This is a genomic window from Pontibacter toksunensis (assembly GCF_042686245.1).
In the GTDB taxonomy this organism is placed as follows: Bacteria; Bacteroidota; Bacteroidia; order Cytophagales; family Hymenobacteraceae; genus Pontibacter; species Pontibacter toksunensis.
Window position 1 is genome coordinate 1 of sequence record NZ_JBHUOX010000032.1, and the last position, 23,793, is coordinate 23,793.

The following is a 23,793-nucleotide window of genomic DNA, read 5'->3' on the forward strand; positions in this document are numbered from 1 at the left end:
AACCACCGTATTTTTTCTTCCAGTTGTAGAAGGTGGCATCCGAGATGCCCATCTTGCGGCACACCTCCTCTACCTTGACACCCGTCTCTGCTTGCTTGATGGCGAAGATGATCTGCGCCTCGGTGAACTTTGATTTCTTCATGGCAATTCGCTTTTAAGACTATACGATTATTGCCCGCTTTCTCTACTTTACAACGGTCCGGTTTTTCGGGGGGAGGTCAGAGGAGCGCATACTTCTTCCTGCAACTTAGCTACCATATAATCAGCACTTTCTCTCAATGTTGAATTTTATCCCTATTAGCATCTGAAAAGGAGTAACCATATAAGTTGTAGCCTCCATCGTTTGTCTGTTGAAGAGAGGATAGAAGATCAATACCATTTCCTCCGAAGGTTAGATTATTTTGATTTGTTTACCCTGTTGCTACAAAACCGCAGTGGCTCAAAGACAGTGGGAAAAAGAACAGCCGCAGCCATTATAGACAAGCTATTGCTATAGACTAGGATGATTCATATGTTTTCGTAATAATCAGGAGGTTGTGAAATGAAATCTTTTATCAAAAACAAAGGAAAGACTGAACCTAATTTATTTAGGAGTGGGAAGAGTGTACAGGGTGAGGCTAGTTTAAATGATGATGTAACCTTACTGTTTGCTTGAAATATTATAAAAAATATTTTATTAATTATACGTAATGTATTAAAAAAAAGTGTCGTACATATGTTTCAAATAGCCCCAAATTTTATCAGCACTAGTCAGTCATTTTGCATACATCAAAAAACGTGGGAATTTTGACATCGTGGAACCTTCAGCTGAATCTGCCCCTAGAGCCTGTATGGCGTCTCATATTGCCGTCTCAAAAATTAAACTAATGATTGGTTTTAAGAGATGAGTAAGTGAGACCGTACATAGTATCATGAACAGTGTGTCAAAGGCTAGTAGATAGATTTATCTAAAGGCAAATAATAGGGGAGGGCACCAAAGAGAATAAGGTAAACAACAGAAGCTTTACCCTCCAAAGAAGTAGTATTTGGCTAAATCGAGAGGTGTAAAATCTACAGGTGGCGGTTTTAGTGTCCGAATAGTGTCCGAAGCAAATGAAAAAACGCCTCCAGAGCTATCTGGAGGCGTTTAGTGTAGCCCGTAGGGGAATCGAACCCCTGTTACTAGAATGAAAATCTAGCGTCCTAACCCCTAGACGAACGGGCCATGTTGCTGTATTGCGGTGCAAAGATACGGCTATTTTGCTTCCGGCAAAACATCTGATTTTATTTTTTTTAATTAAAACGTAAGCGCTTCTAAATCAGTATAAAAAAAATATTGGTTTTACAATATGGTATAGTGTAACTTCGCATCAATAAATAAAACTTAAAAGAACTAGATATCATGTCTAAAATTAAAGTTGCAATTAACGGCTTTGGCCGTATCGGCAGACTTACATTTAGGGCGCTGCTTGAAAAAGAAAATGTAGAGGTAGTTGCTATCAACGACCTTACAAATACGAAGACGCTGGCGCATCTGCTGAAATATGATTCTGTACACGGACGATTCAACGGCACTGTAAAGTCCACCGAAACCGGTATTGTAGTAAATGGTACGGAAATTCAAATTACTGCTGAGCGTGATCCAAAGAACCTGCCTTGGGGCAAGTTAGGAGTCGACGTGGTGCTGGAGTCTACCGGCCGTTTCACAGACGACCAGAGCGCCGGTGCGCATCTAGAGGCTGGTGCCCGCAAAGTGGTTATCTCAGCTCCTGCCACTGGTAATGTTAAAACTGTTGTGCTTGGTGTAAATCAGGATGTACTGACAGGTGACGATAACCTTATCTCGAACGCCTCTTGTACTACAAATTGCCTTGCGCCAATGGCGAAAGTGCTGGACGATGCCTTTGGAATGGAAAAAGGATATATCACTACCGTGCATGCTTACACTGCTGACCAGAACCTGCAGGATGCACCGCACAAAGACCTGCGCAGAGCACGTGCTGCTGCGCTTTCTATTGTGCCAACTTCTACAGGTGCTGCCAAGGCCGTAGGTCTTGTGTTGCCTCACCTGAAAGGCAAGTTGGATGGCGTAGCCATGCGTGTTCCTATTCCGGATGGCTCTCTGACTGACCTTACCTGTATTCTGAAAAGAGAGGTAACAAAAGAAGAGATCAACGCTGCCATGAGAAAGGCTGCTGAAGGCGAAATGAAAGGTATTTTGGAGTATACAGAAGATCCGATTGTTTCAGTAGATATCGTGGGCAACACGCACTCCTGTATCTTCGATTCAGAAATGACTTCTGCTAACGGAACGCTTGTAAAAGTAGTTGGTTGGTATGATAACGAGGCCGGATACTCTAACCGTGCTGCTGATCTGATTACGCTTGTTGGTTAAGCAATAATAACCTTCTGAAAATAAAGGCAAAGCCCATCCCGCAAGAGGTGGGCTTTTGTTTTGTACAACTGCTAAACTACTTGCAGGCACAGGAGTATAAAGTGATAAATATCATCTGTAATATTAGAATAGAGCGATACTTTTACTCTGTAGTTAAACCTCCAAACCTAACCTTTATGATGAAAAGAATATTAGTACCCACAGATTTTTCAGAAGAGGCACATCACGCATATGAAGTGGCCGTATCTGTTGCCCGTAAAGCAGGAACTGGCATCAAGCTGCTACACGTGGTGGAGAGTGTTTCTTATTCACCCAGCTTTAGTGCTACCGGCGATGTGCTCACCGGAAACAACATGCAGCAGGTGTATGTGCTGCAACTGATGGAGGCGATGAAGGTGCAGATGAATAAATTCTTAAAATCAGTAGATCACGAGGGAGTGCCTGTTGTGCAGGAACTGGATGTGGACAGACCAATCAGCAAAATCAAGAGAACAATAAAGGAAGACAACGTAGATTTGGTGGTGATGGGCTCAAAAGGCTCCAGCGGCTTAGACGAATTTTTGATCGGCTCTAACACAGAAAAGGTGGTGCGCACAGCAGAGTGTCCGGTACTAACTGTAAAGCACCGGCACCCGGATTTCAACGTGCGTGAAGTTGTGCTTGCCTCTGATTTTAAAAGAGAAGTAGGACATGCTATGGAGCGTTTTAAATCTTTTCAGGCTTTGTTCGGCGCCCGCTTGCACCTTGTTTACATCAACACGCCCGGTGCCTTTGAGTCGAGTGGCAACCTGTTTAGCAAGTTGGAAGACACTGCCAAGAAGTATAACCTGCAGAACTACAGCGTGAACATATACAATGATGTCATTGAAGAGGATGGCATCCTGCATTTTGCAAATGACATACGCGCTGACCTTATCATGATGGCGACCCACGGCAGAACCGGCCTGTCTCACCTGTTAAGCGGAAGTATTGCCGAAGACCTTGTCAACCATACTTCTATTCCGGTACTAACCTTTCAGTTGAAGTAGGCAGTGGGGCAGGAGTAGTAGCCTGAAGAGAAAAAACTTAACTGCCCCTGACTTCTCCTGAAACAAGGAGGGGAGTTGTACCTTACCAGGCCAGGTGCTGCCTCCCCGAAATGGGCAATTCCTAACCCATCATTCCGAATGGTTAATCATCCTTGCACGAAGTGCGGCGCCTTTTTATTCTTGCCCGGAAAAGGTAATTTTGTAGCAGCCCAAAGGCCAAAAGCATGAGCAAACACCCGGATATACGTTTCATCATTAACCCGACCTCTGGCCCAAAAAGTAAAGTGGATGTGGCAGCACGCATCAGGCTGCATCTCAACCACCAGAAGTACAGCCACGAGATTGTTTATACTGCTTATGCGGGCCATGCCCCGGAGCTTGCCAGGGAGGCAGCGGAAAAGGGATGTAAAACTGTGGTTGCTGTGGGGGGGGATGGTACCGTGAATGAAGTAGCACGCGGGCTTCTGCACACAGATACGGCTATGGCCATTCTTCCGAGAGGGTCTGGAAACGGTCTGGCGCGCCACCTGAAAGTTCCTATGGACCCGGAAGGCGCGCTGCGTGTACTGAATGAAGGGCATGTCACTGCCATAGACAGCGGCACCATAAACGACCACCCTTTTGTTACCACGGCGGGCATTGGCTTTGACGCCTACATCAGCTCTGTTTTTGCCGGAAGTAAAAAGCGGGGCTTGCAGAGCTATGTTGAACTGATTATGAAGGAGGTACGCAACTACAAGCACCTGCCTGTAAACGTGAGCATCAACGGGAGAGAGCTGGATACAGATTGCTTTGTCATGGCGTTTGCCAATGCTGCCCAATACGGTAACAACGCCTATATAGCCCCGGAAGCCGACATTGAGGATGGGCTCCTGGATGTTTGCCTGGTGCGAAGGCTGGACCTGATTAAAGCGCTAAACCTCAGCTACTGCATGCTTACCAACCAGCTGGCACATGCCGACAGTGCCGAGTACTTCAAGACAAAACACATAAAAGTAGAAACGGAAGAGCCGATGATGTTTCATGCGGATGGTGAGTATGTTGGGAAGGTGTCTGCGTTCGATGTGCATGTACAGCCTTTGTCATTGAGAGTGGTTATCCCAAAAAAAGAGTAAAGATGAAAGATAAAAACAAGAAAGGTCGCCAGGGAGTGGTCTACTCTACAAACTCTGATTTTAACTATGAGTACGACCAGGGGCAATTTGCAGAAACGCTGCCTCCTCAACAGCAAAACCTGAAGGTGATGCTGGATAAAAAGTCGAGGGGCGGAAAGCAGGTCACGCTGGTGGCTGGCTTTGTGGGAACAGAGGAGGACCTGAAAGAACTGGGCAAAATGCTGAAAAGCAAATGTGGGGTAGGCGGCTCTGCTAAAGATGGCGAAATCCTTATCCAAGGTGATTTCCGCGACAAAGCCTTGCAAGTACTACAGGCAGCCGGCTACAAAGTAAAAAAAGCGGGAGGCTAGGTTTAATTACGAATTCCGGGTAACGAATGGAGGGGAGTAATACAGCAAGTAGCTTTTGAAAGAAGTATAGCCTTTTACTGTTTTAGCTTTGCCTGTACATTGCCTGTTCCCATCAACACCACACACAGCGGCCACTCTCATAACCGAAAGGCAATTAGAGTGGCCTCGGGGTTCATATCCCTTTTCACTAAAAACAATTCGAAACCCGGAATTCTTAATTCCTAAAGGTGCTGTTGCACCTTTAGAAGGTCTTCGGGTGTATCAATGCCGATGGTTTCGAACTCGGTGAGGGCGGTGGTGATGCGGAAGCCGTGCTCCAGCCAGCGCAGTTGCTCCAGCGATTCAGCAAGTTCTAAGGCGGAAGGCGGCAGTTGCGTTATCTGCTCCAGTATGTCTGCCCGGTAGCCGTAAATGCCAATGTGCTTGTAGTAGGTATGTTGCTGATGCCAGATGTCGTGGGGCACGTTGCGGCAGTAGGGGATAGGCTGGCGGCTGAAGTATAAGGCCTCTTTGTTTTGGTTGATAACCACTTTGGGTGCGTTCACATTATGAAGCTCTTCAGGGAAATCTATTTTCTTTATGAGCGTGGCCAACTGTGTCTGTGGCTTTTGAAAGCAGGAAGATACTAAATCAATCTGCTCAGGCTTAATAAATGGCTCGTCCCCCTGAATGTTGATGATGTACTCGTAGGGAGCATTGTGCAACTGGTAGGCTTCGAAGCAGCGGTCGGTGCCGCTCTGGTGGTGTGCTGCCGTCATCACAGCCTTTCCCCCAAAACCTTCCACATGTTCCATTATGCGCTGGTCATCTGTAGCCACCAGCACTTCTGATAATCCGGACTTTTGTGCCTGCTCGTACACCCTCTGAATCATGCTTTTGCCTTTGATATCGGTGAGCGGTTTTCCCGGGAAGCGGGTGCTGGCATAGCGTGCCGGAATGATTCCTAAAACATCCATCTTGTCTCTGCTTTTGAACCTGCTACTGACGTAGTAGCTGCTCTCCAAATTTACAGAAACACTTGGTTTAATTCCGAATTATGCGAAGAAATCAGGAGCAAAGCCGGAGTAAAAGCATAGCTGCTTTCTTCATGAATGGTGCCATTACATTTACCTCAACTGGAAAATATTACGGATAGGCATGCTGCTTTGGCTTAATTGCAGGAATCCAGCAGCAGGAGGGAAGAAAAGGTAGAAAGCAGAGGATGAATTCTCCTCTTATAGGTCTTTTGCGCTTTTATCTGCAGTGCCTGTTTTTGAGGAAAATGTAGCGTCAGACTAACCGGAAGGTATCAGAACGAATCCTAAAGCGGCGTTATGGAAATGACACGAACGGCATCCATAATGCGGGGCTGGGGCAACATACCGCAGCGGCGGTCAATCTGTTCCTGCAGCCTTACAAACTCCAGCTGCACCCGTGTGCTATCGCTGCTTTTGAAAGCATCATCAATGGCGGCTTCATTGGCTGGTAAATATTTCTTTCCGTCTATCATCACTTCAAAGCCGCACCCATCTGCGGCTACTTCCCCTGTCCAAAGCAGGGTGGCCGTAGCCGTCTCATGGTCATTTCCGGCCTGCGTCTGGCAGCTTCCCAGGGATGCTGCAACAGCGGTAACCAGCGTAATTCTGAGCAGGTTAAATTTCATGGAAAAGAACCATAGGTTATCGTCAGAACCGGTGTTAGCTAACCTTCTTTACCCGAAGCGAAAAGGTACTGTGGTCAATCACCTGCACTGCTTCTCCCTTTTCTATAAAACCATCGCGCGCCTGGGCATCATACAAGGTGTCGTCAATCATCACCCGGCCGGTGGGTGTCATGCGTGTGTGGGCAAAGCCTGTTTTGCCCACCAGGTGCTCCGCAGTGCTGGCAGAGCGGTAGCCTTCTTTGCTGTGGAAGCTGTTCTTGAGTACCACCCGGTCCATGGCAGTGCTGCTGACAAGCCTGTTCCAACTGAGCGCAATGAGTATTCCCGCGCCAACAATGCCCAACACCACTGAAATGAGACTCTTCATCAGGTTATCAGAGGGCACAAACGTAAAGTCGAAGTTGTAGTTGTTCAGCATCATCAGCACCAGGGAGCACACGACCAGCAGGATACCACTGATGCCCGTAACACCAAAGCCAGGAATCACGAAGACTTCCAGCATTATCAGAATGAAGCCAGCTACAAACATCAGGATCTCCCAGTTCTCTGCCAGCCCGGTTAAGTAATAGGGCACAAGGTAAAAAAGGCCGGCTACAATAGCGGCTAACAGTGGAAAGCCGATGCCCGGCGTCTGTAACTCAAAGTAAAGGCCTCCTACAATAATCAAAAGCAGGATACCGCTGATGAAGGGATTGAGGAAAAAAGAAATGATATCATCGGTAACACTGGTCTCGTAGTAAATGACCTCGGCATTCATTAAGTTCAGTTCTGCCAGAACACCTTCCACATCTGTGGCCACCCCATCGCAGAAATCATACTTCAACGCCTCTGTTGTACTTAACGTGAGCACCTGACCCGCAGAGAGCGTACTGTCAACACTGGGCTCTACCATCGCTTCTGCCATGTGCGGATCGCGGTTGTTGGCTTCAGCTGTCGCGCGCATAATGGAGCGCATGTAGCTCTGGTATTTGCCCGGGGCTGCCTGTCCGTCAGCACCCACTACCGTGGCGGCACCTATGCTGGACCCTGGCGACATGTAAATGCTGTCGCAGGCAAGTGAAATTAGGGCGCCTGCTGAGGCGGCATTGTTATCGATGAAGGCATACACAGGCTTCGGATAATTCAGGATGCGTTTCCTGATTTCGTCTGCGTCCTGCAACGCACCGCCGAAAGTGTCCATTACCAGCAGCACATGATCTGCGTCCACCTCTGTCGCTCTCTCCAGAGCCATTTTGGTATAGCGGTTGGTACGAGGGTCTATCTCCGCCTTTACTTCCATCACGAATACCTTCGGCTTGCTGGTTTGAGCAGATGTAAACAGCGGCAGCATAAAAAAGCAGAGTAGCAGATACGTGCCCAGGAAATGCTCATGCTTTGGAATGGTTTTCATAAATTAGGGGCTGTTGATGTCCGATAATGGAGATAAGATACTAAAATTTAACGGCATATTCTTCCGCTACAGTTTAAATACGATTTTGGCGCTGCAGTGTGGCGCATCCGCCTCGATACTGCTGCCAGCCTGCTGGCACTGGAAGTGCGCGATGCTGATCTGTTGCTGGCCTCCTTCTATACCTTGGATGCCTCTGTTTTCAGCTTAAAGCAGCTGCCCCTGCCACAGGTTCAGAACTGGTGGCAGGGGCTGGAGGATGCACAAGAGGGCATTCTTTTCCTGCACGGATACGGCGACCGCAAGATAGGGCAGCACAAAGGCATCAAGGCTATTGCTGCTGACACAGGGGATGTACTGTGGGAGACGTCTGAGCTTGCTTTCTATGGCTTCTCTGCAGCTGGAATACTGGCTTATCCCGCCGCTGCACCCGATACGCCCTTTCAGGAGCTGCAGCTGCATACCGGCAGAACACTTAAAACAGCCGTTCCGCAACTGCAGGCAGCAGAAGAAGTGTCTGGCTTTAGCAACAACCGCTTCAGCGATACTGTTTTTCCGGCGCTCTACCTTAAAGGAGAACCTTACTACGACGATTTAAAGGACTTTCTGAAAACGCAGTTGAACACAGAAGCAGTAAAAGGCATTGAGTATGCCGAAACGGAGGCGGCACTGGTCATTAGCTATTATGAACAGGAAGCCGGCGACACTTTGAAAAATTATATTGCTGTGTTTGACCTGGAGGGAAATTTAAGGTTAAAAGAGCAACTCGCAGACGGATTAAGTGGCATTGGTTCGGATACTTTTTTTATCTTTATGCACGATTTATACTTTATTCGGAATAAAGTCCTTTTAGAGGTACATCGACTTTCAGCCAAGTAGATTTTAGCCATGGTACGAACTTTTTTCACCGCCCTCTTAGTAGCACCCCTTCTCTCGTTTTCAGCCAACGCCCTCGATGTGTCGGTTGTTCGTGATTCTATAGGTGTGGAGCGCAAAAATGGGAAGCTCTTTGTGCAGCACAAAGTAGACCCGAAAGAAACCCTTTATGCACTTTCCAGGAAGTACAGCGTGCCGGTTTCTCAAATAGTAGAAGCAAACCCAACCGTTGAAACGACCATCAAGATTGGTGAAGTCGTTTTGATTCCCCGCAAGTCCTTTCCATCTAATGCTGTAGCATCAGCTGCAAAGGCAACGCCGGCTGCCCCTGCTGCCAGCAGCCGCACCTATACGGTGAACGAGGGAGGGAATAAAATACATACGGTAGAGCCACGACAGACGCTTTATTCCATCTCCAAGATGCATGGCGTGGGCGTGGAAGATATCAAACGCTGGAACAATCTGCCGGATAACAGCATTAGCGTTGGCTCCAAGCTTATAGTAGGAAAAGGTGCAGCGCAGGCAACGAAGCAGCCGGTATACATGCCTGAAGCAGATGATGAGATGGTGCAGGCAAAATCTACTGAGACGGTAACTACACCTGTTACCACCACAGCCTCCTCTGGTATTTCAGCGCCTGCTCCGGTTACAACGGCCGCTACAGCACCAGCAGTAGCAGAGGAAGACGCTGAAGAAAGTGCCTCTGGCGTAAAAAAAATAGTAGAAAGTGGTATGGCCGAAATGATCGATCCGAAGGCAGATACCAACAAGTACCTGGCCCTTCATAAGACTGCGCCTGTAGGCACGATTATGCAGGTGAAGAACGCCATGAACGGACAGGTTGTATATGTGCGCGTAATTGGCAAACTACCAGAGACAGGAGCAAACGATAAAGTCGTTGTGCGCATCTCCAAGAAGGCCTATCAGAAGCTCGGAGCCCTCGACTCCAGGTTCAGGGTAGATGTATCCTACATGCCGTAGTTATCACGAGCATAGCCTAAAGCAGCAGGGCCTGTGTATTCAATTACACAGGGCCCTGCTGCTTTTACAGGTACAAGTACCAGACACCATTCTAAAATTCCACCACTGCATGACAAAGCAAAAGTATTTCTTCTATACACACTGCAGAATCTGTCAGCACGAAGTGAATGAGTTTCCAGTCTTTGGGTTGAGCGCCTTTGGAGATTTTTGGTGCCGCTCGCGCGGCAGCGCCCTGGCGCAAAAAACTCCCAGCGCGATGCCCAAAGACGAGGCCTCTCGGCCTAGAGAGCACAAGACAGATAAAATGAAACTATAGGTGAGAAGGCACTGGATAAGCCGTAGCTACGGCAGATTCATGTGATATTAAAACATAACTTATACCCATTCCTAGCACCTTTAACGAGGAACACATACATATGTCAGGGCTGCATTGTTATTCAACTATCATCGCACGCGCTCTATAAGTGTGAGCTTTTTTATGCCGCTGGTCAAGTCGAGTTACAAACTCGACATCATTCCAAGACACAAGTTGGAAAACTTGCGCAATTAAAAGCAGGGGGCAAGTAATCCTGTTGACAGCAAAACGAAAAAGGCGGCCCTTCAGAAGCCGCCTTTACCTATATCTATAGATGCTGTTTTAGTCCTCCTTTGTATCGTAAGCCCACTTCAGGTAAATAGAACCCCATGTAAAGCCACCACCGAAAGCTGCGAGAATAATATTATCCCCTTTCTTCATCTGGCTTTCATACTCCCACAGGCAAAGTGGAATAGTGCCGCTGGTCGTGTTGCCGTATTTGTGGATGTTCAGCATGACTTTATCGTTGTTCAGGCCCATGCGGTTAGCGGTAGCCTCAATAATGCGCTTATTTGCCTGGTGCGGCACCAGCCAGGCCACGTCGTCTCCTGTTAGGTTATTGCGTTCCATAACTTCTGCAGATACATCTGCCATGCCTTTAACAGCAAACTTAAATACCTGCTGCCCCTCCTGAAAGGCAAAATGCTCCCGTGCCTCTACTGTTTCGTGGGTGGCAGGTCTGCGGCTGCCGCCTGCTTTCATGTGCAGGAAGGGGGCTCCGGTGCCATCAGACTTCAGCACCTGGTCCTGTATGCCCAGACCCTCTGTATTTGGTTCCAGTAGCACAGCGCCACCGCCGTCGCCAAAAATAATGCAGGTTGCTCTGTCAGTGTAATCCACGATGGAGGACATTTTATCAGCCCCAACAATCACCACTTTTTTATACTGGCCAGACTCCACAAATTTAGCACCGGTGGCCAGGGCAAACAGGAAGCCTGAGCAGGCTGCCTGCAGATCGTAACCGAAGGCGTTCACTGCGCCCACTTCAGCTGTGATGAGGTTGGCTGTTGCCGGGAACACCATGTCCGGGGTTGTCGTGGCACAAATCAGCATGTCAACATCTTCAGGATTGGTATTCGTTTTCCTGAGCAATTCTTTTACTGCCGGTACGGCTATCTGGGAGGTGCCCATGTCTTCACCTTTCAGAATCCGTCTCTCTTTTATGCCAGTGCGGGATGTTATCCATTCATCATTCGTCTCGACGTATGTCTCAAGTTCTTTGTTGGTGAGCACATATTCCGGGACGTAGCCACTCACGCCTGTTATAGCAGCAGTAATTTTAGTCATTTCTGATTATTCTTATGGTAATGATGATTAAGGGGGGCAATTTAACTAAAAAAAATTGGCATAAACTGCCAGTTTCTTAAAAAGAATCACCGATACAGATTATGCCAGCTTTATAATGTAAATCACGCTGCAGGAGGTGATCTTAATTGCTATAGTTTTTCTTAAACCGTTCTGAAAGATTTGATGCTGCCATCTTCTGGGCCTGCAGGATCATATTGCACACAGCTCTCGGGCTGGATACACCATGGCCTATCACCGCATTTCCGTTTATACCCAGAATAGGGCTTCCGCCGGCAGCTTCGTAGTTGAACTTGTCGAAGAAGGGGTCTTCTATCCCTTTCTTGCTCAGGATATCGTAAAGCGACTCTGCCATTTTCAGGATAATGTTTCCTGTGTAGCCGTCGCACACAATTACATCTGCTTTATCATTGAAAAGGTCACGTCCTTCGATGTTACCTATAAAGTTGATGTTCCTGTTCACCTTCAGGCGCTGGTGAGCGGCCTGTGTGTTCACGGTGCCTTTGCCTTCCTCTTCTCCAAGGTTCATCAGGCCAACCTTCGGCTTCTTTATATCAAGCACATGCTCAGCATAAAGAGAACCCAACTCACCGAACTGCTCCAGTACCTCCGGCTTGCAGTCGGCATTAGCTCCAACATCCAGTATCACACCAAGGCCTCCGCTCAGCTTCGGAACAAAGCTTGCAATGGATGGTCTCAGTACACCTTCAACCGCTTTAACGCTGAACATGGCACCCACCAGCATGGCACCCGTGTTGCCGGCACTGCAGAAAGCATCTGCTTTGTGAGCCTTTAACAAGCCGTAACCAACCGCGATGCTGGAGTCAGGCTTCTGTGTCAGTGCTTTGGTAGGGTGCTCACCCATGTCAATTACCTGGGAAGCATGCATCACCGAGATGCTGCTGCCTGTGTAACCGTTTTCTTTGAGCTGCGAATGAATAACGTCTTCCTTACCAATGAGCAGGATAACCTCATCATTTTTTAGCTCCTGCGCAGCCATTATGGCACCCTTGACAATAGCCTCAGGTGCAAAATCGCCGCCCATGGCGTCTAAAGCGATTCTCATTTACAGGGAGTGTTTGGGGATTATACAGAACTAAAACTAAAGCAGGCTAAACTTACTGCGCGTTAGCTGTATAATTTTTGATTGCCAGCTTGCCTTTGTGGTACAGGTCGCCTTCTACCACATAAGCGTGGTGGTACAGGTGAGGAGTATCCGTAGTCGGGCAAAGGGCAATGGCTTTCTCAGAGAGTTTGTAATGCGTTCTTCTCTTGTCTCTTCTGGTCTTCGAAATCTTATGTTTAGGATGTGCCATTTGTTGTTAGTAATTAACGTGTGTTTATTTTATACTTCTTAAATTCATTAATTCAGGTTCCGGAGGGCATCCCAGCGCGGGTCAACATCCTCGTCGTCATCGTCATCCTCATCGCTTTCTGTCGTGTTGCGGGAGGAGTAAATCAGGATATCTCCCTGCTTATCGTCCTCTTCGTCCGTTTCCTCCACAAAGCGCGGGTGCAGCTTCTTCATCGGCACAGCCAGCCCAATGTAGTCATACAGGTGCTGCGCAATGTTGATGGACTGCGTGTTTGACGTTATCTGCCACAGATCATCATCAAGTTCGGCGTTTTCATCACCGTATTTGATGCGGAATGTGCCCTGTACATCAATCGGATAATCAAATTCATCCAGGCTTCTGTCGCAGGTAAGGCGAACTTGCCCTTTAATATCGATGTGGAAAGTCAGCATAGACTCTGTCTTATCCAACTCCACATGTGCAATTAAGTTGCCGCCCAGGATGAGGTCTCTTCCAAAAAGATCGAAGAAGGAATCATCCAGTTCAAACTCATACAAGTGCGTCTTGTTGCTGAGTTTGGCAATGCCGATTTCGTAGTCTCTTTCCTTTTTCACACTCGACTTTTTATTGCAAGACGCAAAATTAGAACATATTTCTGAGAAATAAAATATTCTGTCCTATTTATACTGCCGGCATTGCCGCCGCCTGGCGCTTTCTGATAATGTCGTAGGCCAGAAACAGCGCTTCCCTGAAAGAGGTTTCACTGGCAGTGTGCTTTGCAGCAATGTCATAGGCAGTACCATGGTCCGGGGAGGTGCGCACAATCGGCAAACCGGCTGTATAGTTCACCCCACTCTCAAAGGCCAGCGTCTTGAACGGAATAAGTCCCTGGTCGTGGTACATGGCCAGTACAGCATCCACCTGCTGGAACTGGCGCATTCCGAAAAAGCCGTCGGCAGGGTAGGGGCCAAACACCAGGTACCCGCGGTCTTTCATGTGCAGCACAGCAGGGCGAATGATCTCTACTTCCTCGCACCCCAGCAGGCCCTGCTCCCCGGCATGCGGGTTGAGCCCAAGAACAGCGATGCGGGGCTTCAAAATGCCGAAGTCCTTCTGCAGGGAGTCCAGCAGAATGGTCATTTTCCTGATCAGGAGTTCTTCCGTTAGCTTGGCAGAGACGTCTTTCACAGGCATATGGCCCGTTACGGTGGCTACCCGCAGGCCTTCGCTCACGAGCAGCATCAGGCTCTCGGGAGCATCAAAGTATGATGTCAGGAACTCGGTATGCCCCGGAAAGCGGAAATCTTCTGACTGAATGTTGTCTTTATTTATAGGAGCTGTTACAAGTCCGTCCAGCAGTCCGGCTTTCAAATCCCTGCAGGCTGCCTGCAGGGAGTCTAAGGAAGCCTTGCCTGATGCAGGTGTCGGATTGCCCGGTGTTACCTCCAGTTCGTGCTCCCAGCAGGCAATGGCGTTCACCTTGCGGGGCACCAATGCCTGCGCCGAGTCCACTTGCTGAAACTGAAAGTGGTCTTCCCGAAGGCCTTCCTTTACCTGTTTCAGCAGGTCAGCTGAAGCGTATATAACAGGAGTGCAAAAGTTGAGGATGCGTTGATCTGCAAGGGTTTTAATCACAACCTCTGGCCCGATGCCGTTGGTGTCGCCGATGCTGATACCGAGTTTTATCTTAAATCTATTATCCATTGTGTCGTTATCGAGCCAGTGCGCTTAGGTAATTGTAAACCAGGCGTACACCTGAACCAGTGGCCAGTTTGCCGCGGTAGGAGTCTTCGCTGTGCAGGTAAGCTGTGCCCGCAATATCAAAATGCACCCAAGGATAGGAGGTGAAGGACTCCAGGAACTTGCCAGCCGTTATGTGCCCTGCGTCCGCACCGCCCAGGTTTTTTAGATCGGCTATGTCAGACTCCAGTTGCTTCTTGTATTCATCCCACAGCGGGAATTCTACTGTGCGTTCGTATACGTTGTCTCCAGCCTGTTTCAAAGCGGCCATCACCTCGTCGGCTGCTGTGCCCATCACCACTAATCCCTCTTTGCCTACAGCACGCATGGCGGAGCCTGTCAGGGTAGCGAAGTCAATTACCAGTTCCGGATCATATTTCCTGGCAAAGCTCAGGGCATCGGCCAGTATCAGGCGGCCCTCGGCATCGGTGTTCAGCACTTCCACTGTCATGCCGTTATGCATCGTAATCACATCGCCAGGTGCCACCGCATTGCCACCCGGGCGGTTGTCGGTAGCGGGTATAAGGCATATCACGTGCAGCGGAAGCTTGTTTTTGGCTATAGCATAGAGAATTCCTGTAACGGCGGCGGCCCCGGCCATGTCAGACTTCATGTAATCCATGGAGTTTGGTGTCGGCTTCAGACTTAAGCCGCCTGTATCGTAAACAACACCTTTTCCAACCAGTACATAAGGCTTGCTGTTCTTCGCGTTCTCCGGCTTATATTCCAGTATGTTGAATGTAGCAGGTTCCTCGCTTCCCTGGTTCACGGCAATTAACCCTCCCATTTTCAGCGACTGGATTTTGATGAGATCCAATACCTGTGTTGTGAAGCCTGCCTCCTGACCTAAGGCATCCAGCTCTTCGCTCAGCTGTGTGGCAGTTTGGTGGCTGTGTGGCTCATTTACGAGGTCGCGCACTTTATATACTGCTTCCAGTACAGTAGACAGTTCCTGTACGGCCTGCTCACTTACTTTTTCATCTGCAACCGTAATGGTTTGAACCGGGCTGGGTTTGGCGTCTTTTGTTTTATGCTTCTGAAACTGGTAGTTACTCAGGTACAGGCCTTCTGCCAGGTACAGGCTTGCTTCAGTTTCAGTTTTATCCAGAACAGTGATGTGGGCTGTTTTGTCGTTTTTAAGTTGCTTGAGCAGGGCATGACCTGACTGGCGCAGCTTTTCATTTTTTAAGGACTCTGTTTTGCCGTCAGGTGCCAATACCACGTATATGCGGTGCGAGTAGCGGTTCAGGGAGATTAAATTTGCCTCCTGCTCCACCTGCTGTTGTACATACTGCTGCTCTTCCGGCTGCAGTTCTGACAGTTGGGCTATCATGTCTTTGGTTACAATAATAGCCAGATCAGTATTATTACGTAAGCTTGTATCGTATTTCAGTTGTGTTGGCATCTGTCGTTTGTATCTTTGAGCCTGCAATATAGTAAGTATAATACGTAAACCGAAAACCTGCTGCTGCTGCTGATTTGTAGCTGACATACATTTTTGACATAACGCAATTGAGCCAGGAAGTATATTTTTGAGTTCGAATCCTTAAAAAAGCACCACTTGAGCAAAGTAAGTCCAAAGAAGCACCTGGGCCAGCATTTCCTGGTAGACCAAAACATAGCGGTAAAGATTGTAGACCAGCTGATACTGCCCCATGAGGTGAAGGATGTGCTGGAGATAGGGCCGGGAATGGGTGTGCTCACGCAGTACCTTTTGCAGCACCCGGAGTACCGCACCACCGTGCTGGACATTGACCGAGAATCCATTGCTTACCTGCAGGAGCATTTCCCGGTGCTGGGAGACCGCATCATCTCTGCCGACTTCCTGAAGACAGACCTGAGCAGCCTGTTCCCGGGCAGGTTCGCCATCATCGGAAATTTTCCTTATAACATCTCCAGCCAGATATTCTTCAAGGTGCTGGAGCACCGCGATGTGGTGCCGGAAGTGGTGTGTATGATTCAGAAGGAGGTGGCAGAGCGGCTGGCCTCGCCCCCGGGGTCTAAGGCTTACGGTATACTGAGTGTACTGCTGCAGGCTTTTTATACGATAGATTACAAGTTCACTGTGCACGAGCATGTGTTCCACCCACCGCCAAAAGTAAAATCGGCTGTTATCAGCCTGGTACGGAATGAGGTGGAGCGGCTGGATTGCAATGAAGTGCTGTTTAAGCAAGTGGTAAAGCTGGGCTTCGGTACGCGGCGCAAAACGCTGCGCAACTCTCTCCGCAGTTTTAACCTTCCTCCGGAGGTAACCGCACAGCCTGTTTTCGACAAGCGGGCAGAGCAGCTTTCTGTAGCTGATTTTGTGGCCCTAACGCAACTAGTAGAGCAGAATACCTAACACAATGCAGCAGGTAGAGATTACGCGCGAGTACATTGAAGAGGTGGAGGAGGCTATCGAACGAAAAGATAGCGACTTTATTCTGGGCACCATGGCCGAGATGCATCCGGCCGACATCACCACCGTGCTCTATGAGCTGGATACAAACGAGTCGAAGTACGTGATGGACCTGCTGCCCCCAGAGGTGGGGGCCGAAATCCTCAGCGACCTCGATTACGACATCCGCACAGACTTCCTGGGACACTTTACAAGTGCTGAAATAGCCCGCTACATAAACCTGATGGACTCCGACGATGCGGTGGACATTCTGAACGAGCAGTCGGTGCAGACGCGGGAGGAAGTGATTGCCCTGCTGGACAACGAAGAGAAGGCCGAGCACATCCTGGACCTGCTGCACTACGAGGAAGACTGCGCGGGTGGCCTGATGGGAAAGGAGCTTATTAAAGTAAACCTGAACTGGCGCGTGCGGCATTGTATCGAGGAGATTCGCAGGCAGGCCGAAAACGTGGAGCGCATTTACACTGTGTACGTTACTGAAAATCGCGACAAACTGGTAGGGCGGGTGAGCGTGAAGCGACTGCTGCTTTCCCCGGACGACACACCTGTAAGAGAAATCTATAACCCGGACGTTATTTCGATAGAGTCTTTCCGAGACGAAAGCGAGGTGGTGAACGTGATGCAGCGTTATGACCTGGAGGCAATACCTGTGGTGAACATTCAGGGACGCTTGTTAGGCCGTATCACGATTGACGACGTGGTAGACGTGATGCAGGAGCAGGCAGAGCTGAGTCGCCAGCTGATGACGGGTATCACAGAGAACGTGGAAGAGGACGACAGCGTGTTACGCATTTCCCGTTCACGCCTGCCTTGGCTCATTATCGGCATGGTGGGCGGTCTGCTGGCAGCACAGTTTATGGGTGTGTTTGAGGCCGATATTGCCATACTGCCTGCCCTGGCTCTTTTTGTACCGCTCATTACAGCAACAGGCGGAAACGTGGGTATACAGTCTTCGTCCATCATCATCCAAACGCTTTCGTCTAACACGGTCATATTCGAGAATTTTGCGCAGCGAATACTAAAGCTGGTGCTGGTCGCGCTACTCAATGCCCTTATTATCTCCATACTCGTTTTTGCCTTTTCCTACCTTTTCCGGCATGAACTGAAGTTGTCCCTGGTGGTGTCAGTAGCACTTTTCTCCGTAGTGATACTGGCCTCCCTGATGGGTACTATTACACCAATGATCCTGGACAAGTTCGGCATTAACCCAGCCGTGGCGGCAGGCCCTTTTATCACCACCGCCAACGACCTGTTGGGGCTTGCCATCTACTTTGGAGTTGCGCACATGCTGTATAGTCTGTAGGAGCAGAATGTTTATAAGAACCCATGTGCGGAGTAGCAGCAGCTGATATAAGAGAAATGCTTAGATGTCTTCTGCACCAGAGAAGAGGGAGAGGCTTTCTTCCTGCCAACTATAATTGGGGTACTTTACCTGGTCTGCCTAAGGCTGGTCAGGCTCTTCCAGCTAACCGGAACTTGGTATCTTCCCTGAGAGCATATAAATTACAGCCGAATCAAACTATACTCGTTGTTATATGGCTTCACCCGCTACGCAAATACTGATCATCGACGAAATTCACCCCAGCATTTTTCCACTGCTGGAACGCATTGGAGCCGAGGCGGATTACAGGCCTGATATCAAACCGGCTGACGTTCGGGAAGCTTTAGCGGGTTTCGACGGTTTGATTCTTCGGAGCAAAATGCACATCACAGCCGGTAACCTGGAACTGGCAGGTCAGCTGAAGTTTGTAGCAAGGGCAGGGGCAGGCGTTGATAACATAGACGCACAGGCGCTGCAGGAGCGGGGCATTGCCCTGCTGGGGGCAAACGAGGGAAACCGGCAGGCGGTGGGGGAGTTTACGCTAGGGTTGCTTCTGTCGCTGGTGCGGAACATTAGCCGCAGCGACAAGCAGGTGCGGGAGAAGGTATGGCTGCGGGAGGAGAACAGGGGCGAAGAAGTGAGCGGTAAGACAGTAGGCATTATCGGGTATGGCAATATGGGGCAGAGCTTTGCCCGTGTGCTAGGTGGCTTTGGCTGCCGCATCCTGGCTTACGACCGGTTTGCACCTGATAACGTTTGTGCCCCTGTGCAGCGTGCCTCTTTAGAAGACATACAGGCCGAAGCAGATATTGTGAGCCTGCACATACCCTACATACCAGAAAACCTCAGCTTAGCCGATGTTTCCTTCTTCAGTGGCTTCCGGAAGCCAATCTGGTTCCTGAACACCTCCCGTGGAGACGTGGTGGACCAGGCAGCACTTGTGGAGCACCTGAAGTCCGGTAAAATAAAAGGAGCTGCCCTCGATGTGCTGGAAAACGAAAAGCTGCAGACGCTTACCGCTTCCCAGCAGGAGAACTTCAGTTACCTGGCTGCTGCTGCCAATGTTATACTCTCACCACATATTGCCGGCTGGACGCATGAGTCTTACATCAAAATAAACGAGGTGCTGGTGGAGAAAATCAAAGCATTGGTTGCCGGTTTTTAGTTTTTGATTGCCGGGACTGTTTGTTACGGGAGGGATGGAGCAAAGCATGCCAAAGACAACACGAAGTTTCGATACAGAATCTATTGCACCATCTAAACATATAACTTAACAACCAACAACCAACAACCAACAACCAACAACCAGCAACCAACAACCAACAATAATTTTAGCCCCTTGCTACTTGTGTTCCAAATTTTGTATATTTGCTAAACAGCGAGCCTTTGGGAGTTGCCCATGGCTATATTGTCGGATTAATTCAAAACGTATGTTATACGTTGTCGGCTGTGCATTACACGATGCCTGCCGCCACGAAGATTAATTAAAGAAACTTAAATAGTTGGCAAAAAGAACGGTTATGCAGGCCATAACCGTTCTTTTTGCTTTTGTGTTTTAAACGTTAGAACTACTATGAGCAAGATTTCCTATTACACAGCAGAGGGTTTGCAGAAACTGAAAGACGAACTGGCTGAGCTCAAAACAAAAGGCCGTTCAGAGGTGGCGCGGCAGCTGGCTGAAGCGCGCGACAAAGGTGATTTGAGTGAGAATGCGGAGTACGATGCCGCAAAAGATGCACAGGGCCACCTCGAGCTGAAGATTGCCAAAATGGAAGAGATTGTCGGTAACGCCCGCCTGATTGACGAGTCAAACCTGGACTCCAGCAAAGCGCTGATCCTGTCGAAGGTGAAGCTGAAGAACCTGAAGAACAACATGGTGGTAGATTATATCCTGGTGGCGGAAGAAGAGGCGAACCTGGCGGCAGGCAAAATCTCTGTAAAGTCGCCCATCGGAAAAGGCCTGCTGGGTAAGTCGGTGGGCGATGTAGCCGAGATTACGGTGCCTGCCGGTAAAATTGAGTTTAAAATATTAGAGATAAGCCGCTAAGCCATGGAAACTTCGATATTCACAAAGATTGTGAACGGCGAGATTCCTGCTTATAAAATAGCAGAAGACGACCGCTACCTCGCCTTCTTAGATGTGTTCCCTACTACCAAAGGCCATACACTGGTAATACCGAAGCAACAGATTAACTACCTCTTCGACCTGGAAGATGACCTGTACCTTGGCCTGATGGCTTTTGCCAAAAAAGTGGCAGTTGCTGTTGAAAAGGCCGTTCCCTGCAAACGAATCGGAGTAGCGGTGGTAGGCCTGGAGGTGCCGCACGCACATGTACACCTTATCCCGCTGAACAGCATGCAGGACATGAACTTTGCCAATAAGCAGAAGTTCACCAAGGAAGAGTTTGAGGAAACAGCAGAAAAAATTAAAGCTGCCTACAAAGGCTGATGGCCGACGTGTAATAAAAGCATATAGTCAGAATAGTTAACTACAGCTGATGTTTGCTTTCAACAACAGTTTTCTGAGACAGCCAGGTAGTTTTACGAATTTGAGAGTATTACAGACGCAAGTCCCTAAAAGAGAAAGGGCTGGCATGTAACTACATGCCAGCCCTTTCTCTTTTATATGCTGAACCATTACTGTTCCTGCGGCTGCTGTATTTGCTGCGGCTGTATCTGTTGCTGTTCCTGTAGCTCTTCCAGCTGTTTGGCTTCCTCCTTTGCTCTTTTCCTGAAGAAGCCCCTGAACAGGATGTTGCTCTGGAGCGCCTCCATGTTCTCGTCGAACTTCTCTGTGCTGGTCTCCAGATTCTGAAGCGTGCCTTTCAGGTTGCGGGCAAATTCCTCATCGCTAAGCAAAACACCGACGGCATTGTTTTCATTATTGAGCTTGGTGCTTGTTTCGCGGAGGTTATCTGCCAGGGCTGCTGCTGAGGTAGTCGCTTCCTCTAATTGTGCCATAGACCTTCTGAGCTGGCTATAGACGGTTGTATCTGTGAGTAAGTTATCTGCCAGGCCACCAGAGGTGTTCAATTTAGAAGTGAATTGCGTCAGTTCCCTAGATGCACCAACTGCGTTTCGGGAGGTCTGCTGCAGGTTATTAACCATCGCTTCAAAATCATTTGCCATGGTAGAGTCTGTCAGCAGTTTGCCGATGGTGCCCTGCCCCTGCACGAGCCTGGAAGTCAGTTGCTTCAGGTCACCTGTAATTTCCACCAGGTTCTCATTGTTCCGCTGCAGCGTTTCCATCAGGTCATCGGTGTCGAGCGGGTTCACTGCCAGAATCCTATCGCCATCTTCTACAGGGGGCGCCTCCAGCGTTCCTCCTTCAATCACGATGGTCTTGTTTCCGATAAAGCTTTCAGAGCTGATCCTGGCAACGGCGTTTTTACGGATATATTTTTGTGCGCTTTCCTCCACGTTGATGGTTACCAGCACCTGTGCCTCGTCAAACAACTGTATTCTTTTAACGGTACCTACCTTCACGCCGGAGAACCACACGTTGTTTCCTGCCTTCAGTCCCCCTACATCATCGAACACAGCATTGAGGGAAATAGAACTGATAAAACGCTTTTGCTGACCAGCCAGTGTGAAAATAGCGGTTACCAAAATCACGATACCCAGGAACACGAAAATTCCTACTATGATAGAACGTTTATTATCTGCAGTGCTCATTTATTCTGAAAAGTTGTAATTGTAAAATGCTTGAACTCGCTCGTCATCTGTAGCGAAAACCTCCTCAAAGGTACCTTCCCGCTTAAACTCCCCGTCCAGCAGCATCACCAGGCGGTCGCCTACCGCCCGGGCACAGGTAAGGTCGTGTGTAATAATAATGGAGGAGGTGTTAAACCGCCGTTGCACCTCGTTTATCAGGTTATTGATCTCTATGCACGTAATAGGGTCGAGGCCTGCTGTGGGCTCATCATATAGCATGATGTCTGGCCGCAGGATAAGGGTGCGGGCGATGCCTATGCGCTTGCGCTGCCCGCCTGATAGCTCAGAGGGCATCTGGTTGATAGCCTTTCTTAGTCCTACCGCATCCAGTACCACATCGATTAGTTTGTCTCTTTCAGCCAGGCCCATGCCTTTTGCATGCCGTACCAGGGGGAATTCGAGATTCTCCTTCACAGTCATGCTATCGTACAGGGCGCTGTTCTGGAAGGAGAAACCGATCTTTAGCCGCAGTGCATCCATTTCTTTGGGTGTGATGCAGCAGACATCCTGCCCAAGCACATTCACTTCCCCGGAGTCTGCACGCAACAAACCTGAAATGATCTTTATCAATACCGACTTACCTGTTCCGGAACGGCCCAGCACGACCAGGTTTTCGCCTTTGTACAGATCCAGGTCAACCCCTCTCAGAATCACGTTATCGTCGAAGGCTTTCTCAAGCCCCTTTATAGAGATAACCTTCTTGCTTCTGTCGATATTTGGATTTAGTTCTTTCTCTGTCATAGTCTATATGCCCCGAATAGCATTAATTACCTGCATCACCAGAAGCTCTTCTATAAAGAGGAGGAACATGGCTGTAACCACTGAGGTGTTGGCGGCCTTTCCTACGCCTTCTGTCCCTTTGGAGGAGTAAAAGCCTTTGTAGCAACCCACCATGCCGATGGTGTACCCGAACAAAACTGATTTCACAGAAGAAGCAATGATGTCAAGGAACGTAACGGCATCGAACACCTGGGTGAAGAAAGTGGTAATGGTTGTTTGCTCGTTCTGGTGCACGTTTAGGTAGCCGCCCAACAACGAGACCAGCGTGGTATACATTGTCAAGGCCGGGATCATGAAGGTGGTAGCAAGCACACGTGTTACTACCAGAAACTTAAAGGGATTGGTGGCCGATACCTCCATAGCATCTATCTGCTCTGTAACGCGCATAGAGCCTAACTCGGCCCCTATACTGGAGCCGACGCGGCCTGCAGCAATAATGGCGGTAACCAGCGGGCCCATGGCTCGCACAATTGCCACAGAAATAAGGGCAGGTAACAAGGAGGTTGCCCCAAAGTCTGCAAGGGATGGCCGGGACTGGTTTGTGAATACAATGCCTATGATGAATCCGGTGATTGAAATGAGCGGGAGTGAACGGACCCCAACTTCATAGCATTGCTTGATGACTTCTCTGAACTCATACGGCGGGAAGAGTACTTCCCTGAAAAAGCGGGCATTGAAAGCCCAGATCTGGTACAGATTCAGAAAGAAGCGGTCTACTCTTCTTGAAACGAAGTAGCGGCGCGTTCGGGTGCTGGTATCTGTCTTCTTATCTCTTTGATCCATTAGCTGTTTAATGATGGCCGTTTTTATCAGTAATAAAACCGGTAACAACAGGCTTCATCTTCTAAAAAAAAGCCACCTCTGCTTACTACTTCGGCGAAGCACAGGGTTTAAAAGACGACGGCTGTATATGAAATAGCGTAAATGTAACAGAAATTTATGTATGGCTGAAATGATACTTGGAAAAGCCAACAGCGTATTTTTCGAATTTTGTTTCTACCAAACCTAACGTATGCCTTCCCCTGATGTTACCTGCAGGTACAGGAAAGGCTGATTTTCAAATAGAACGAGCACCCTATTTGGGCTTAACTGGAACAGTTATGGTGTATCTGTATTTGGAAAAATAAGGGCT

At 48.8% G+C, this 23,793-nt stretch carries 24 protein-coding genes and 1 tRNA gene; 11 read left to right on the forward strand and 14 right to left on the reverse strand.

The annotated features are described in order from the left end of the window. Together ACFS7Z_RS24440 and ACFS7Z_RS24445 are read right to left on the reverse strand one after the other, a co-directional pair. The coding region (locus tag ACFS7Z_RS24440) for a transposase (protein WP_377485143.1) at positions 1 to 142 on the reverse strand (142 nt) is incomplete at its 3' end. A gap of 990 nt (positions 143 to 1,132) precedes the next feature. Continuing rightward, positions 1,133 to 1,204, reverse strand: a tRNA-Glu gene (locus tag ACFS7Z_RS24445). A 177-nt stretch (positions 1,205 to 1,381) separates the two neighbouring features. Here ACFS7Z_RS24445 and gap point away from each other — a divergent pair. The 4 genes from gap to ACFS7Z_RS24465 all read left to right on the forward strand — a co-directional run bounded on the left by gap (position 1,382) and on the right by ACFS7Z_RS24465 (position 4,867). Next, the gene (gap, locus tag ACFS7Z_RS24450; RefSeq protein ID WP_377491059.1) at positions 1,382 to 2,374 is read left to right on the forward strand and encodes a type I glyceraldehyde-3-phosphate dehydrogenase; all 993 of its coding nucleotides are present in this window, start codon (positions 1,382 to 1,384) and stop codon (positions 2,372 to 2,374) included. Between the two features lie 176 nt (positions 2,375 to 2,550). Continuing rightward, on the forward strand, positions 2,551 to 3,402 hold the full coding sequence (locus ACFS7Z_RS24455; RefSeq protein ID WP_377491062.1) for a universal stress protein: 852 nt from the start codon (positions 2,551 to 2,553) through the stop codon (positions 3,400 to 3,402). 224 nt (positions 3,403 to 3,626) lie between these two features. Beyond that, a complete protein-coding gene (locus tag ACFS7Z_RS24460; RefSeq protein ID WP_377491065.1) occupies positions 3,627 to 4,517 on the forward strand; it encodes a diacylglycerol/lipid kinase family protein in 891 nt (296 codons plus the stop codon). Between the two features lie 2 nt (positions 4,518 to 4,519). Then, positions 4,520 to 4,867, forward strand: coding sequence for a translation initiation factor (locus tag ACFS7Z_RS24465; RefSeq protein WP_377491068.1), 348 nt, complete (start codon positions 4,520 to 4,522; stop codon positions 4,865 to 4,867). Positions 4,868 to 5,088: 221 nt separating this feature from the next. Here the strand turns inward: ACFS7Z_RS24465 and kdsB are convergent, their stop codons facing one another. From kdsB to ACFS7Z_RS24480, 3 genes are all read right to left on the reverse strand, one after another. Beyond that, positions 5,089 to 5,823: a 3-deoxy-manno-octulosonate cytidylyltransferase gene (kdsB, locus tag ACFS7Z_RS24470; protein WP_377491071.1), complete on the reverse strand. Its 735-nt coding sequence runs from the start codon at positions 5,821 to 5,823 to the stop codon at positions 5,089 to 5,091. 344 nt (positions 5,824 to 6,167) lie between these two features. Beyond that, entirely contained in the window at positions 6,168 to 6,509 is a 342-nt protein-coding gene (locus ACFS7Z_RS24475; RefSeq protein ID WP_377491074.1) for a hypothetical protein, read from the reverse strand. A gap of 34 nt (positions 6,510 to 6,543) precedes the next feature. Next, complete coding sequence (locus ACFS7Z_RS24480; protein WP_377491077.1) at positions 6,544 to 7,899, reverse strand: NfeD family protein; 1,356 nt, start codon at positions 7,897 to 7,899, stop codon at positions 6,544 to 6,546. A gap of 96 nt (positions 7,900 to 7,995) precedes the next feature. On the opposite strand from ACFS7Z_RS24480, the gene ACFS7Z_RS24485 reads away from it, so the two are divergent. Beyond that, the gene (locus ACFS7Z_RS24485) at positions 7,996 to 8,775 is read left to right on the forward strand and encodes a DUF4905 domain-containing protein (RefSeq protein ID WP_377491080.1); all 780 of its coding nucleotides are present in this window, start codon (positions 7,996 to 7,998) and stop codon (positions 8,773 to 8,775) included. A 9-nt stretch (positions 8,776 to 8,784) separates the two neighbouring features. Further along, complete coding sequence (locus ACFS7Z_RS24490; RefSeq protein ID WP_377491083.1) at positions 8,785 to 9,753, forward strand: DPBB and LysM peptidoglycan-binding domain-containing protein; 969 nt, start codon at positions 8,785 to 8,787, stop codon at positions 9,751 to 9,753. Positions 9,754 to 10,390: 637 nt separating this feature from the next. On the opposite strand, the gene ACFS7Z_RS24495 is transcribed toward ACFS7Z_RS24490, so the two are convergent. The 6 genes from ACFS7Z_RS24495 to ACFS7Z_RS24520 all read right to left on the reverse strand — a co-directional run bounded on the left by ACFS7Z_RS24495 (position 10,391) and on the right by ACFS7Z_RS24520 (position 15,853). Next, complete coding sequence (locus ACFS7Z_RS24495) at positions 10,391 to 11,395, reverse strand: beta-ketoacyl-ACP synthase III (protein WP_377491086.1); 1,005 nt, start codon at positions 11,393 to 11,395, stop codon at positions 10,391 to 10,393. A gap of 142 nt (positions 11,396 to 11,537) precedes the next feature. Then, the gene (gene plsX / locus ACFS7Z_RS24500; protein WP_377491089.1) at positions 11,538 to 12,479 is read right to left on the reverse strand and encodes a phosphate acyltransferase PlsX; all 942 of its coding nucleotides are present in this window, start codon (positions 12,477 to 12,479) and stop codon (positions 11,538 to 11,540) included. A 52-nt stretch (positions 12,480 to 12,531) separates the two neighbouring features. Then, entirely contained in the window at positions 12,532 to 12,729 is a 198-nt protein-coding gene (rpmF, locus tag ACFS7Z_RS24505; protein ID WP_377491092.1) for a 50S ribosomal protein L32, read from the reverse strand. A 47-nt stretch (positions 12,730 to 12,776) separates the two neighbouring features. After that, positions 12,777 to 13,322: a YceD family protein gene (locus tag ACFS7Z_RS24510; protein WP_377491095.1), complete on the reverse strand. Its 546-nt coding sequence runs from the start codon at positions 13,320 to 13,322 to the stop codon at positions 12,777 to 12,779. A gap of 67 nt (positions 13,323 to 13,389) precedes the next feature. Continuing rightward, entirely contained in the window at positions 13,390 to 14,412 is a 1,023-nt protein-coding gene (gene pdxA / locus ACFS7Z_RS24515) for a 4-hydroxythreonine-4-phosphate dehydrogenase PdxA (protein WP_377491098.1), read from the reverse strand. A gap of 7 nt (positions 14,413 to 14,419) precedes the next feature. Then, complete coding sequence (locus tag ACFS7Z_RS24520; RefSeq protein ID WP_377491101.1) at positions 14,420 to 15,853, reverse strand: leucyl aminopeptidase family protein; 1,434 nt, start codon at positions 15,851 to 15,853, stop codon at positions 14,420 to 14,422. Between the two features lie 156 nt (positions 15,854 to 16,009). Between ACFS7Z_RS24520 and rsmA the strand changes: the two genes are divergently transcribed. The 5 genes from rsmA (at position 16,010) to ACFS7Z_RS24545 (ending at position 20,616) form a co-directional block, all read left to right on the forward strand. After that, positions 16,010 to 16,789, forward strand: a complete 780-nt coding sequence (rsmA, locus tag ACFS7Z_RS24525; RefSeq protein WP_377491104.1) for a 16S rRNA (adenine(1518)-N(6)/adenine(1519)-N(6))-dimethyltransferase RsmA — start codon at positions 16,010 to 16,012, stop codon at positions 16,787 to 16,789. Positions 16,790 to 16,793: 4 nt separating this feature from the next. Then, complete coding sequence (gene mgtE / locus ACFS7Z_RS24530) at positions 16,794 to 18,149, forward strand: magnesium transporter (protein WP_377491107.1); 1,356 nt, start codon at positions 16,794 to 16,796, stop codon at positions 18,147 to 18,149. 232 nt (positions 18,150 to 18,381) lie between these two features. After that, positions 18,382 to 19,332, forward strand: a complete 951-nt coding sequence (locus ACFS7Z_RS24535; protein ID WP_377491110.1) for an NAD(P)-dependent oxidoreductase — start codon at positions 18,382 to 18,384, stop codon at positions 19,330 to 19,332. Positions 19,333 to 19,740: 408 nt separating this feature from the next. Continuing rightward, positions 19,741 to 20,214: a transcription elongation factor GreA gene (greA, locus tag ACFS7Z_RS24540; RefSeq protein WP_377491113.1), complete on the forward strand. Its 474-nt coding sequence runs from the start codon at positions 19,741 to 19,743 to the stop codon at positions 20,212 to 20,214. 3 nt (positions 20,215 to 20,217) lie between these two features. Then, complete coding sequence (locus ACFS7Z_RS24545) at positions 20,218 to 20,616, forward strand: HIT family protein (RefSeq protein WP_377491116.1); 399 nt, start codon at positions 20,218 to 20,220, stop codon at positions 20,614 to 20,616. Between the two features lie 188 nt (positions 20,617 to 20,804). Here ACFS7Z_RS24545 and ACFS7Z_RS24550 read toward each other — a convergent pair whose 3' ends face one another. From ACFS7Z_RS24550 to ACFS7Z_RS24560, 3 genes are read right to left on the reverse strand one after another with little or no spacing between them, the layout of a single operon-like run. After that, positions 20,805 to 21,842, reverse strand: coding sequence for an MlaD family protein (locus ACFS7Z_RS24550; protein ID WP_377491119.1), 1,038 nt, complete (start codon positions 21,840 to 21,842; stop codon positions 20,805 to 20,807). Beyond that, positions 21,843 to 22,622 (reverse strand): ABC transporter ATP-binding protein, encoded by a 780-nt coding sequence (locus ACFS7Z_RS24555; RefSeq protein WP_377491122.1) that lies wholly within the window; start codon positions 22,620 to 22,622, stop codon positions 21,843 to 21,845. A 3-nt stretch (positions 22,623 to 22,625) separates the two neighbouring features. Beyond that, positions 22,626 to 23,444, reverse strand: a complete 819-nt coding sequence (locus ACFS7Z_RS24560) for an MlaE family ABC transporter permease (protein WP_377491125.1) — start codon at positions 23,442 to 23,444, stop codon at positions 22,626 to 22,628. Between the last annotated feature and the right edge of the window lie 349 nt (positions 23,445 to 23,793).